Annotated in this window: 11 protein-coding genes; 3 read left to right on the top strand and 8 right to left on the bottom strand. The window is 36.3% G+C overall.

The genetic code is table 11. The annotated features are described in order from the left end of the window. The first annotated feature begins 230 nt into the window (after window positions 1-230). Window positions 231-896 (top strand): O-methyltransferase, encoded by a 666-nt coding sequence (locus IGJ50_RS03830; protein ID WP_429948965.1) that lies wholly within the window; start codon window positions 231-233, stop codon window positions 894-896. A gap of 77 nt (window positions 897-973) precedes the next feature. Here the strand turns inward: IGJ50_RS03830 and recR are convergent, their stop codons facing one another. After that, entirely contained in the window at window positions 974-1,570 is a 597-nt protein-coding gene (recR, locus tag IGJ50_RS03825) for a recombination mediator RecR (RefSeq protein ID WP_429948963.1), read from the bottom strand. A gap of 501 nt (window positions 1,571-2,071) precedes the next feature. On the opposite strand from recR, the gene IGJ50_RS03820 reads away from it, so the two are divergent. Beyond that, the gene (locus IGJ50_RS03820; RefSeq protein ID WP_429948961.1) at window positions 2,072-3,187 is read left to right on the top strand and encodes an LPXTG cell wall anchor domain-containing protein; all 1,116 of its coding nucleotides are present in this window, start codon (window positions 2,072-2,074) and stop codon (window positions 3,185-3,187) included. 192 nt (window positions 3,188-3,379) lie between these two features. Here the strand turns inward: IGJ50_RS03820 and IGJ50_RS03815 are convergent, their stop codons facing one another. The 4 genes from IGJ50_RS03815 to IGJ50_RS03800 all read right to left on the bottom strand — a co-directional run bounded on the left by IGJ50_RS03815 (window position 3,380) and on the right by IGJ50_RS03800 (window position 7,555). Then, the gene (locus tag IGJ50_RS03815; protein WP_069640910.1) at window positions 3,380-3,694 is read right to left on the bottom strand and encodes a YbaB/EbfC family nucleoid-associated protein; all 315 of its coding nucleotides are present in this window, start codon (window positions 3,692-3,694) and stop codon (window positions 3,380-3,382) included. A 15-nt stretch (window positions 3,695-3,709) separates the two neighbouring features. After that, window positions 3,710-5,461, bottom strand: a complete 1,752-nt coding sequence (gene dnaX, locus IGJ50_RS03810) for a DNA polymerase III subunit gamma/tau (protein WP_429948960.1) — start codon at window positions 5,459-5,461, stop codon at window positions 3,710-3,712. Window positions 5,462-5,664: 203 nt separating this feature from the next. After that, a complete protein-coding gene (locus tag IGJ50_RS03805; protein ID WP_069640908.1) occupies window positions 5,665-5,943 on the bottom strand; it encodes a YiaA/YiaB family inner membrane protein in 279 nt (92 codons plus the stop codon). A gap of 118 nt (window positions 5,944-6,061) precedes the next feature. Next, the gene (locus tag IGJ50_RS03800) at window positions 6,062-7,555 is read right to left on the bottom strand and encodes a helix-turn-helix domain-containing protein (protein WP_429948959.1); all 1,494 of its coding nucleotides are present in this window, start codon (window positions 7,553-7,555) and stop codon (window positions 6,062-6,064) included. A 242-nt stretch (window positions 7,556-7,797) separates the two neighbouring features. Between IGJ50_RS03800 and IGJ50_RS03795 the strand changes: the two genes are divergently transcribed. Further along, complete coding sequence (locus tag IGJ50_RS03795; protein ID WP_429948957.1) at window positions 7,798-8,802, top strand: immunoglobulin-like domain-containing protein; 1,005 nt, start codon at window positions 7,798-7,800, stop codon at window positions 8,800-8,802. Between the two features lie 22 nt (window positions 8,803-8,824). On the opposite strand, the gene IGJ50_RS03790 is transcribed toward IGJ50_RS03795, so the two are convergent. From IGJ50_RS03790 to galE, 3 genes are all read right to left on the bottom strand, one after another. Beyond that, a complete protein-coding gene (locus tag IGJ50_RS03790; protein ID WP_069640905.1) occupies window positions 8,825-9,811 on the bottom strand; it encodes a LacI family DNA-binding transcriptional regulator in 987 nt (328 codons plus the stop codon). Window positions 9,812-9,815: 4 nt separating this feature from the next. Beyond that, window positions 9,816-11,309, bottom strand: a complete 1,494-nt coding sequence (gene galT, locus IGJ50_RS03785) for a UDP-glucose--hexose-1-phosphate uridylyltransferase (protein ID WP_207121189.1) — start codon at window positions 11,307-11,309, stop codon at window positions 9,816-9,818. 137 nt (window positions 11,310-11,446) lie between these two features. Beyond that, window positions 11,447-12,433, bottom strand: a complete 987-nt coding sequence (gene galE, locus IGJ50_RS03780; protein ID WP_069640903.1) for a UDP-glucose 4-epimerase GalE — start codon at window positions 12,431-12,433, stop codon at window positions 11,447-11,449. Between the last annotated feature and the right edge of the window lie 25 nt (window positions 12,434-12,458).

The raw sequence follows: 12,458 nt of genomic DNA, 5'->3' as shown, positions 1-12,458 counted from the left end.
AAATCATTTCCACTTTTTTAATTCTGTTATATAAAATAAGTGTGGCAACACCCGTGCAAAGGCTTCTTAGTAAAAATAAACGACTCAATATATTTATTTTAGTAAAAAAATGATAAAAACATTTACAATAAAACCAACATTTCTCATTGATCAGACAAGAATATAATGGTTCCATTTCAAACATGCTATAATTATTTTAGAGTCACCATTAAAAACTGGGAGTGAGTTCTTTGAAAAAACTATTTGCAGCCGTTGACGATTATTTTATTGAAAAATTAGTAGAAAACGATCCCATCTTTGAGCAAATCCTAACGAATAATGAGAAATATCAATTACCTCCTCATGACGTTTCTCCTTCTCAAGGAAAATTTCTTTATCTTCTAGCAAAAATCAAAGGTGCGAAACGAATTTTAGAGATTGGTACGCTTGGCGGTTATAGTACTCTTTGGTTTGCTAAAGCGGTAGCTGAAAATGGACAGGTGATTTCTCTTGAATACGACCAAAAACATGCCAAAATTGCTCAAGAAAATTTAGCCCTTGCTGGTTTTTCTGAGAAAACAACTATTTTAGTGGGAGCTGCTGCTGAGACCTTAGCAACTATGGTCCAAACACAAACTTCACCTTTTGATTTGATTTTTATTGATGCAGATAAAGAAAATAACTCCCTTTACCTAAAGTACGCAATACAATTAGCACAGCCAGGAACGATTATTATTGGTGATAATGTTGTTCGTGATGGTGCTGTTATTGATTCGCAAAGTTCTGATGGACGAGTGATAGGAGTAAGATCCTTTATAGAAGATCTGTCTACTTCTAAACACTTAACTTCGACGGCTATTGAAACTGTTGGAGTAAAAGGATATGATGGATTTACAATCAGTATTGTTGAAGAGTAATGGCGAAAAATAGACTAAATAGAGGGTAAGACTCATCCATGGATGAATCTACCCTCTATTTTATTTTTTATGCTAATCTAAAGTTCCCGTCGTCCTTCTACAGCTTTTAACAAGGTTACTTCATCCGCATATTCAATATCACTGCCTACTGACAAGCCATGAGCTAATCTTGTCACGATGATTCCAGCGGGCTTGATCAAACGAGAAAGATACATCGCTGTTGCTTCCCCTTCTGTCGTAGCATTTGTTGCAATAATGACTTCTTTGACTTCATCATCGTGAAGACGTTGAATCAACGATGCAATATTAATATCTTCTGGACCTGTGCCTTCCATTGGAGATAAAACCCCATGCAACACATGATACATCCCATGATATTCACGCATCTTCTCCATTGCCATCACATCTTTTGGTTCTTCTACGACTAAAATGATACTGCGGTCTCTTGTGGTATCCTGACAAATTTCACAAGGATCTTCTTCTGTAATATTGCCGCAAATACTACAAAAATGCAGATCACGTTTCACACTGATCAAAGCTTTGGCAAAAGCATTGACATCTTCTTCTTTCATATCAAGTGTATAAAAAGCCAATCGAACAGCTGTTTTTTGACCGATACCAGGTAATTTCATATAACTTTCAACTAATTTAGCGATAGGTTCTGGGTAATGCATTTCAACAAATCCTTTCAAACACAAACGATGGACGATTGGTTGTAAATTATATATTCATTGTAGAACTAACATATATTATACCATTTTTTATAAGTCTTTTTACAGAATAATAACTTTTCTCTGCTTATAAATGCTCTCTCTTAGTTCAACCAATAATAAAAAATTCTCACTATTTTTTCATAAGTGCTGATGCATTTAAATTAAATGGAATCAAAAAAAGGACTAATCTTGAACAATCTATTTTATCAAATGTCGTTGGTCTAAAGTACATTCAACAATTTCATACGTTTACTTTAACATTTTGTTCCATTAATATATATGACTACTTTCACTCATAAATCCGGTGTTACATTCTTTTTAATACATAAATGTTAAAAAAAATTAAAGTTATCTATAAAATTATATTCTTTTTACTAAATAAATATTGACATTTATTACAGGTGTTATATATTAATTATGGGTGAGAAAATAAAAAATTAGAAATACTAAAGGGGAGTTTTTATGAAAAAGAGTTTAAAATTTTTAGCAGCATCATTATTATTCAGTTCAGTCCTTTTTACAACACCAACGTTAAACACGATTGTTCACGCTGAGGAAACAAGTGTTTCTTCAAGTGAAGATACTAGTGAACTTAGGGGACGCTTGGAGACTTTAGTAGCCCAAGCAGATTCTCTTATTGCATCATCTGAAGCTGAATACACTGCAGAATCTATTGAAAGTTTAAAACTTACATTATCAATTGCGCGAGATGTTTTAACTCACAATACAGAAGCTGGCTATGCTGGTTCTATCCAAGCATTGACATTTAAATTAGAGGCTTTAGTTGCAGCTCCAACTGTACCTAGTACGACTGAACCTAGTTCAACTGTACCTGAATCGACTGATTCTAGCTCGACTACACCTGAGTCGACTGATTCTTCAACTACACCTAGTTCAACTGACTCTAGCTCGACTGATTCTAGTTCAACTACGCCTAGTTCGACTGGTTCTAGCACGACTACACCTAGTTCGACTGACTCTAGCTCAACTGATTCTAGTACAACTACACCTAGCTCGACGGACTCTAGTTCAACTGACTCTAGCTCATCAGATGAGTTAAAACCAACGATTAAAATTGCTGACCAAACAATGTATGTTGGTCAATCATTAACCGAAGAAATGATTTTAAGTTGGGCGACTTTTGAAAATGCGGATGGATACATGGTAGGATTTGAAATAATTGGAGCGCCTATCCAAGTTACACAAATCGGTAATACCTTAGTTGATCCTGGAACATACTCAATCAGATACTACATCAGTGAACTAACACGTAGTACAGCAAATGTTATCGCTGAAAAAATCATTACCTTAACGATTCTTCCAGAAAATGCTAACCCATTAAAACCGGTTGCGCCAATTGAAGAAAATAATGAAACTAAAGCACCTGGTAACGATCTTCTTACACCAGTCGCAAATCCTGTTTCTAATAAAAATCAAAAACCAATTGCTTCAGCTCAAACAAAAGCAAAACAATTACCTTCAACAGGTGAAACAAATAATGGTATGATGGTTGCTTCAGCTGGCGTAATGCTGATTGCAGGAGCTTATATCTTCAGAAAAAAACAATTAGCTAAATGATCAGCTACTTTTTGATTTGATTATGTAATAATTGTGTTGATGTTCCATTGATTCTTGCCCTATCGCACAATTGTCACTAATCATACAGATCATTTTGTCTGCTGGAAATAGAGCAAAACAAAGAGCCAAAGGATAAATGTTTAGGCATTTATCCTTTGGCTCTTTTATTTTTTGGACCACTACTAGCTTTGATTAGAAACCAGGCATTCCTTTAGCATACTTGCCCATGGTCGCTTCTGTTTCTTTTTCTACTTTAGTCAATGCGTCATTGACTGCCATGATTACAAGATCTTGCAGCATTTCTGCATCTTCTGGATCAATAACTTCTTCTTTAATAGAGATATCTTTCATTTTACGATCCCCAGTAAAAGTTGCTGTAACAAGTTCGTTCGTTGCAGCTCCCACAAATTCTCGCACGTTTAGTTCAGCTTGTGCTTTTTCCATATCTTTTTGCATCTTCTGAACTTGTTTCATCATTCCTTGCATATTTCCCATACCACGCATCATAACTATCGTCTCCTCTTAATCATTTATTACTTCAACAAGCGCTTCGCCAAACATCGCGATTGCCTCGTCTACTACTTGATTATTAACTTCTTTAGCTGGTTCTTCTGCAGTCATTAGATGATCCTCATGAGTCGCAGATTGTTCATTACTTGATTGTTCTCCTGAATTTTCTTTATTTTGACTGATAAAGGACTGACGCAATTTTGGCCAGCTTTCTTTTGTGATACAAACCATGTCAGGCGCATAGTTATTTACTAAACGGCTTAAATTATTATGAATCGCTAATTGTAATTCTTCGTCATCCATTGCGCGACCGCAAACAATTTCATAATCGAAAGCGATCACTAAGCCATTCGGACCAGCAGCTACTGGTTCACTGGCTTTGAGCATCGCTCTTTGCGTCACCGACATCATTTGCAATAAGTCATCCCAAACATTTTTAACATTCATTAAATGATCCTTGGTTGCTTCATTCAAGACTTTATACACCAATTCTGTTGGGATCCGAAGTGCATTCTTACTACTGGTTACTCGTGTTGTTTTAACAGGTTCAGTCTCTTTAGCTGTAACACCATTTTTCTTTAGCTCTGCTAATTCTTTTTGTAACTGTTCGACTTTTTGCTGCAAGGCAGTCAGCTCTATGCCACCTGTCGGGTGTGTATCTGGAGCAATAGCGGTCAGTTTTTTAACAGATTTGGCTAGCTTGACAGTCGCTACCTCAAGATAAATATTGGCGTTGTTCGTAAAACGGATATCATTTTGAGTCTCGCTTAAAATTTGAATCATTTGATAGATTTTTTCTGCCTCTGTTTGTTCAGCTAAGCTTTTGAAATTTTCTGTTAGATTTCCAACTTTTTCGGTTAACAAATTAGGTGCTTGCTGAAACATAAGTAAATCACGACAATACAATAATAAATCTTCTAAAAATCGTCTTGCTTCTTTACCAGAGCTAAGAATATTCTCTAATATTTCGAGTGCTTGCTCGACATCACCCGTAACACAGCTGGAGATATATTGATCCATCATTTCATAGGTCAAGCTGCCAGTGACTTGCATCGCATCTATCAGTGTGACTTTTTCATCGCTGAATGAAATCGTCTGATCGAGAATGCTTAATGCATCCCGCATTCCACCTTCTGCTGCTCGTCCGATTACATATAACGCCTGCTCTTCATACTCGATAGTAATCTGATTTAAAATATAACCCAAATGATCAACGATATCTTGAGTACTGATTCGTTTAAAGTCAAAACGTTGTGTCCGTGAAATGATTGTCAGTGGAATCTTATGCGGTTCTGTCGTCGCTAAAATAAAAATGACATTTTGCGGAGGCTCTTCCAAGGTTTTTAGTAATGCATTAAAGGCTCCTGTAGATAACATATGGACTTCATCGATGATATAGACTTTATACTCCGCTTGTGTTGGTGCATATTTTGCTTTATCACGAATATCACGAATCTCTTCAACACCATTATTACTTGCCGCATCGATCTCAATTACATCGTTCAACCGTCCTTCTGTAATCGCAACACAGGTTTCGCATTCATTGCAGGGTTCCCCATCTACACTATGTTTACAGTTGATTGCTTTAGCAAAAATTTTTGCTGCGCTGGTCTTTCCTGTTCCTCTTGGGCCGGTAAACAAATAGGCATGCGAGGTTTTCTTTTGGATGATCGCATTTTTTAATGTCTGGGTGATTGCTTTTTGTCCAACAACATCATCGAAACGCTGTGAGCGCCAGACACGATACAAAGCTTGATACGCCATAATTTACCCCTCCCTCGAAATTTCACTATCTTCTATTATACGTGATTTTTATGGATAAGGCATTAAAAAAAGCAAACGGATTAAAAAAATCTTCAAAAAAAGTGGTTAGGCTATAACTCTACGAGTTACACTCTAACCACTTGGAAACTGAATAAACGGTGAAAACAAAAGCAAGCCCTTGTTCCTGTCTTCTTTTACATGGATTAAATATGCGTATCGGTGTCTTCTTTTTTTACTAATCCATCATTTGCTCGAAACATTTGATTGTAACGTTCTTCATCTTCTTGATTGTCTCTAATTACTTTTGAAAGTGTAAATGATGAAGAAATCAATCCCACCGACCCCATCAAATAGTATCCTTTAACCATCAATGGTTCTTTTAGTGTGTATAAGCCAATCAACATCAATGCCACAAAAAAGGCAAATGATCCCCAACTTAGAAAGACAAATGCAGGTGTGTTTCTGTACGCTTTCTTTTTCATAATTCTCTCCTTTAAAATTAATAATACTCTTTCAGTATAGCATTAGTATTTATTAAATGACAATAATTATTTTAATTTCAAAAGAAAAATCAGTTTTATAAATTCATTTAAATAACAATCAAGTATTTAAATAAGCAATATCTTTAGTTAAAACCAAACGTCTTTTATCAATGTATTTCCTTAGGTCTGTCAAGTTCTTGAAAGAAGGAATATCTTCGACGATCATATTGATTTTTTCATCTACGGTTTCAATTGCGTAATTGGATACATACAGATCATATGACTGCTCCGCACAATTAACCGATTGTTCATAAAAATGCGTTTCTTGAACAGACAAACTCACCTTATTCCGAAAGTTTTCTTTTAGGACCGAACTGAGTAATTGCGCATGTTCCTTACCTAGATCACTTAAAACTAAAACAGATAGTTGATGTCTCATTTCATCGGTCAGTCTACTCAAATCTTGCCAGCGAATCGCCATTTCATGCAAGATACCATCCAAATACATCGTTTTCCACGGAAACTTCATTTTCTTTTCCAACACACCTAACGCTTTGGACACTACTGCTGTAAAAACAATAAAATTCTGTTTGATGGCTTTACTTGAATATAAATAGCGGTCATAAACCATAAATTTTTTATATGGAAAAAGCTTATGTTTGGCATAAATATATTCAATCAAACGAATAATACTGACCTTGCTTGGTTCTGAAATAGAAATAGACAGTGCTTCTTGGATCGTTGTCACTAAATTTTCAGCCTGATAAATAACATTGACTTTCTCTTGTTCATTATCCCAACCGAAATCCCACCAAAAAATAGAATAACAAAAATCTTCGTACCAATTATCAGGTAAAACGACGTGGAGCGGCTCAGCAATTTCTTCTACATCTTTCTGATATTTTCTAACATCGATTGTTGTTTGAACAAAACTATTAATTGGATCCTTTCTATTCTGGATCAAAAATCCCTGACGTTCTCGAATAATGGTTACAGCGATCGAATAGGCTAAATGAACGATTTGACTATCATTCAACTCTAAATCGAATTTTTTATTGATCTTACTTGATAATTTAAAGATTTTTTCTCTATCTAAATGAAAAGGCCACTCACGAATACCATAAACCTCAATAAAGTAGCAGGTAAAAAAGTAACGAATTTGTCGTTCATCTTTTCCATGAACATAATACGGTGAGCGACTCATTTGAATATTCCGATCTTTTAAAGCCGAACTAATTACATTTGATAATCGATAGAGACTGGAATTACTTAAAAATAATTTCTTCTCCCAATATGCAGCCGCCTGTCTTGGTTCAAAAAAAACAGATTCTAATAAAGAAAAGGCATTTGATTCTTGAATGATTTCTATATAAATTTCGTGAATCGATCGATGGGGTGAAGTAATCAATCGAATCCCATGCTTTCTGGATGTCTCTATCGTCAAATAATCTGACCAGCGATCTTCTATGTACTGACAATCCAGCATAATCGTTTTTTTGGAACACTCAATACTCTCAGCTAAATAATCAGAAGTAATCCAGCTATTTGATCCATTTAATAAGTTCAACAACAACACTCTTCGATGCATAGATGGTGCTAACAATCTTTCCATTTTGTTCTCCTCTTTTCCCCTTTTTAACTGCATTCTTCAAAATTTTCCCTTGGTTAAGATTTTTTTGAAGAAATCCCTATATAACAGTCATTATAGCATCTTCCAGTCCTTTTTTGAATTAATCTAAAGCGCAACTCAATTGGTTTATTTAGAACGTGGTCTTATTATAAAAGTATAAAAAACGCGGATTTAAAATTTATCGATAAATGGAAAATCTCACCACATTTTTGGAGGGATTCTACATGAAAAAAAACACAATCAAACAAACGATCATCCTTAGTGTCATCAGTATTTTAGGTGTTGCTTTATTTATTGGTGGCTCTATTTTCACCGATAGCTTAAGCAGAGCTAATCCTTCGAATACGGAACCTAAAAAAGAAAAAATGACCTTGATAAAAAATGTGCCCACAAGCGCACAATTAAGTAAATTGGCAAATGTTTCAAAGAAAAAAGAAAAAATTGTTTCCGTAAACAATACAAAAGATACTACTGCGCCTACTATCATTGCACCAGAGGAAACCATTGAACAAAATGCTCAAGTCAATGTCTATGATGAAGTTACTGCTGTCGATAATAAAGATGGTGACCTTACAGCAAAAATAACAACTGAAGAAAATCTGGATACCTCTGTTCTTGGAACTCAAACAGTTCACTTCTCCGCAACAGATGCTAGTGGAAATACAGGAGTGGCCGATCGTATATTCCATATCATTCCTAAAAACGAGCCTGTAGCTAATGTTCCACAAGCTGAACAAGGAAGTGTCAATCCAGAACCTATTCAAGCAGAGCCAACTCCTGAAACCACAACCACAGCTGTTATTGAACCAACCTATGGTGCAACGACACTCACACTCAATGGTCAAACAATTCCTTATCAAAACGGTGGACAAGGTAGTGGACAAAGCATCATTGATTCAAATCCTGGTGGTCTTGCTTCAACTTGGGGAGGTGCAGCCGTCCAATCAGGTGACGATGGTCAAAATACTCACTTCATCGGTCATAATCCTGGTGTCTTTTCAACCGTCTTCTCTTTAAACACTGGCAGTCAAATCGTAGTCACTGATGCAAATGGAACACCTACAACGTATACGGTAAGAACGTTACTTCAACTGGACGATTACGGCGCTGAAGTTGGTACAGGAACGAACTACTGGGACCTTGTTGTAGGAACTGGCGGCGGTGAACGAATCACTCTACAAAGTTGTATCAATGATGATGTTAATTTGTTTGTGATTGCTTATAAATAAATCAACAGAGCATCTACGAGTCTTATCTCGTAGATGCTCTTTCTATCAATTCTGTCGCAATTGTTACTTTTCTTGCCACTGGCGCTCGCCCATGAATAATCGAAAGAAGCGTTTCAACAGCTAATTCTCCCATCCACTCTGTATGAATTTTGATTGTTGTCAATGGCGGACTAACATATTTTGCCACACTGATATCATTGAACCCGATCACCGAAATATCTTCTGGTACCTTAAGTCCTGCTTCATGAATTGCCTTTAAAGCGCCTATCGCCAAAGCATCGCTGGAAGCAAAAAAAGCGCTTGGGAAATCCGTTGGATATTCTAGTAAAAATTGCTTCATCACTTCATAGCCACCAATAACTGTAAATGGTGCTTTTAGGATATAATTATCATTTACTATTTTCTTTTGGGTCAGCATTTCTCTAAAAATAGTCAATCGCCTATCCTCAAGTGGCTCTTGGCTTCCAGTCGTATATTCTTCCCCAGCAATCATCCCAATTTTCTGATGACCATGTTGAGTAAGATACTCAAAAACTGACGACATACTTTGATGAAAATCAATCACTAGAGAATTATAACCAAGAGCCAATGCATCAAAATCAACAAATAAAAGGTTGGGATTTAGTTCGAATAAAAAGTCAGCTTGCTCTTTTGTAAACTTACCTAAAGCAAGGATTCCGTCTGCGCCTGCTTGTTCTACCTCTTCTAAAGAACGCTTGATTAGTTCAAGCCCCAATTCTTCCGCTTTTTTCTCGATCCCCAAGCGAATAGAAAGGTAATAAATATCCTCTAATTCCTCAGCTTCATCATACCATTGGACGAATAAGATTTTGGCTTTAGCACTTTTTATATTTTTTTTATGCTTTGTATAATTCAATTCTTCTGCGGCTTTAAAAATTTTTTGTTTCGTTTCAATGCCTACTGAAAGATCTGGATCATAGTTTAAAACTCTAGAAACTGTAGCTGGCGAAACATCCGCTAGTTCTGCAATATCTTTAATTGTTGCCATCTTTTCACCTGCCTTCATTCAAACTTTCAATAAATCGTTTAAAGGCTATTTGACCTTTTGTAGTTCGTTTATAAACACCGGCATCTGCTAAAACACGGGTAAAGATTTGTCCGACTTCTTTTTGAATAATGTCTGTCACATTTTTTTTAGTAAATGAATAAGTATTTTTCATCTGATCTGCCCATTTTTTATGGTGCTCTGCTAGTTGATTTTCTTTCGCTAACACATAATTTTCTACCTCTTTTAATTCTTCATTTAAGCGCGGAGGCAATACCGCTAATCCCATTACTTCAATCAAACCAATATTTTCCTTTTTGATATGTTGAACATCTTTATGAGGATGGAAAATACCATCTGGATGTTCAGTGGAGATATTATTATCACGTAAAACTAAATCCAACTCAAATAGTTGATCTTTGCGGCGAGCAATTGGTGTAATCGTATGATGAGAAGTCCCGTCAGCTGAAAAAGCTCGGATCGATACAGTTTCATCGGAATACTTGCGCCATTTTTCTAATATCAAGGTTGCCGCTGCAACTAAATCCTCTGAGTTAGGGCTTTGCAGTCGAATCACTGACATCGGCCATTTAACGATTCCTGCATTCAACAAAGGAAAATCCTTCAATTCAAAATAGTGTTCGATTTCAGCTTTTTCCATTGGAAAAACGTGTTTACCTGCCTGGTAATGATCATGCGTTAAAATCGAACCACCTACGATTGGTAAGTCGGCGTTGGAACCAACGAAATAATGCGGTAGCACTTCTGTGATTCGAATCAACCGCTGAAACGTTTCTTTTGAAATAATCATCGGTCGATGTTCTTCCGACAAAATAATCGAGTGCTCATTATAATAAGCATACGGTGAATATTGAAATCCCCAGCTCTCGCCATCTAAATTCATTCGAATAATTCGATGATTCGTTCTTGCTGGATAGTTGGATCGACCTTTATATCCCTCATTTTCCATGCATAAGAGACATTTTGGATAATCAATGTGTGTTGCTAAGCGCTCTGAGGCAATTTGTTTTGGATCTTTTTCTGGTTTTGATAAATTGATTGTAATTTCTAGTTGACCATATTCAGTCTCTGCTGGAAAGACAATGTTTCTCGCAATCGCCCGCGTTTTGATATAATCATTTTCTTGACTTAACTTATAAAAATAATCTGTTGCTTGTGCCGGATCTTTTTCATAGTGCTGGGCAAATAGAGCATTTACAACAGAAGGCGGGGGGGTTAAGAAATCCATCAATTGTGCTTCAAAAATTTCTAAATCAGTCGAATCTTTTTGAATGACTTCATTGGCTGTAGCCTGTGCTACCAAAATATCTAACAGATCCAACGAGTTTTCGGTCACAGGTCTTGGAGAAGACGATTCGAATGACTCTTCGCCGATCATTGCAAGAATACGGTTTTGTAAATAGAGACGATCTAACTCCATCCACCCACCAGCTTGAATCGCTAATGTCACAAAATCAGTAATCGTTTGGCTAATTGACATAACAGTTCCTCCTAAATTTAAAAGCGAAATGAGCTCATTCTGTCTCGTAGAAAAATAAGTTTATAGCGCTTGTTATTACAAACTTATTTATCTTCTTTATAGACACTATACCGTCACTCTATTTCGCTTTGACAGAATTATTCATACCCTTTTGGATGGCTGATATGCCAGTCCCAAGCAGTTTTAATAATTTGTTTGATATCTGTGATTTGGGGCTCCCAAGCTAGAGTCATTTTAGCTTTTTCACTTGAAGCAACCAATTTACTTGGATCACCTGAACGGCGAGGTAATACTTTAGCAGGTATTTCTTTGCCCGTCACTTCGCGCGCGGCCTCCAACATTTCTTTAACTGAATAACCATTATTACTACCTAAATTGAAGATATTGCTTTTATTGCCTTTTTGTAAATAATCCAAAGCCGCAATATGAGCCGCAATTAAATCTTCTATATATACATAATCACGAATGCACGTTCCGTCAGGTGTGTCATAATCATCGCCGTATATCCCCAGATACTCTCTTTGTCCTAATGCCGTTTGCAAAATGATCGGGATCAGATGCGTTTCTGGAACATGATCTTCTCCAATTGAAGCATCTGATTTTGCCCCTGCTACATTGAAATAGCGTAATGCAACATAGCGTATTCCATAAGCTTTATCGCACCACTTCATCATTCTTTCCATCATTAATTTACTTTCCCCATAAGGATTTTCCGGATGAGTTGCCATTGTTTCTACGATCGGCATTTCTTTTGGTTCTCCATATGTGGCTGCTGTGGAAGAAAAAACAATATTTTTTACACCAAATTCTTCCATGACTTCCAGTACGATTTGAGTTCCATATACATTATTATTAAAATATAGCAATGGTTTTTCTACCGATTCCCCCACCAATGAACTTGCTGCAAAATGAATCACACCTTCAACTGATTCTTTGGTAAAAACTTCCTGCATAAACATTTTGTCCCTGATATCCCCTTCGTAAAAGATTGCCTTGTCATGAATCGCCTGTTTGTGGCCTGTTTGAAGATTATCTATAACGGCTACTGTATAGCCTTTATTAATCAGTTGATCCACTGCATGAGAACCAATGTAACCTGCTCCACCTAATACTAAAATTGACATGTTTCCTACCTCCTTATTGGACTAG

This window comes from Enterococcus sp. AZ101, assembly GCF_050499005.1.
Taxonomy (GTDB): domain Bacteria; phylum Bacillota; class Bacilli; order Lactobacillales; family Enterococcaceae; genus Enterococcus_L; species Enterococcus_L ureilyticus.
Note: the sequence above shows the minus strand (reverse complement) of the source record. Positions and strands in the feature narration are given on the sequence as shown.

Excerpts from the sequence above, each read along its gene's own strand:
- IGJ50_RS03805 (WP_069640908.1), bottom strand. The coding sequence starts at position 5,943 with ATGAAAAAGAAAGCGTACAGAAACACACCTGCATTTGTCTTTCTAAGT.
- dnaX (WP_429948960.1), bottom strand. The coding sequence starts at position 5,461 with ATGGCGTATCAAGCTTTGTATCGTGTCTGGCGCTCACAGCGTTTCGAT.
- IGJ50_RS03790 (WP_069640905.1), bottom strand. The coding sequence starts at position 9,811 with ATGGCAACAATTAAAGATATTGCAGAACTAGCGGATGTTTCGCCAGCT.
- galE (WP_069640903.1), bottom strand. The coding sequence starts at position 12,433 with ATGTCAATTTTAGTATTAGGTGGAGCAGGTTACATTGGTTCTCATGCA.
- IGJ50_RS03815 (WP_069640910.1), bottom strand. The coding sequence starts at position 3,694 with ATGATGCGTGGTATGGGAAATATGCAAGGAATGATGAAACAAGTTCAG.
- IGJ50_RS03795 (WP_429948957.1), top strand. The coding sequence starts at position 7,798 with ATGAAAAAAAACACAATCAAACAAACGATCATCCTTAGTGTCATCAGT.
- IGJ50_RS03820 (WP_429948961.1), top strand. The coding sequence starts at position 2,072 with ATGAAAAAGAGTTTAAAATTTTTAGCAGCATCATTATTATTCAGTTCA.
- IGJ50_RS03800 (WP_429948959.1), bottom strand. The coding sequence starts at position 7,555 with ATGGAAAGATTGTTAGCACCATCTATGCATCGAAGAGTGTTGTTGTTG.
- recR (WP_429948963.1), bottom strand. The coding sequence starts at position 1,570 with ATGCATTACCCAGAACCTATCGCTAAATTAGTTGAAAGTTATATGAAA.
- galT (WP_207121189.1), bottom strand. The coding sequence starts at position 11,309 with ATGTCAATTAGCCAAACGATTACTGATTTTGTGACATTAGCGATTCAA.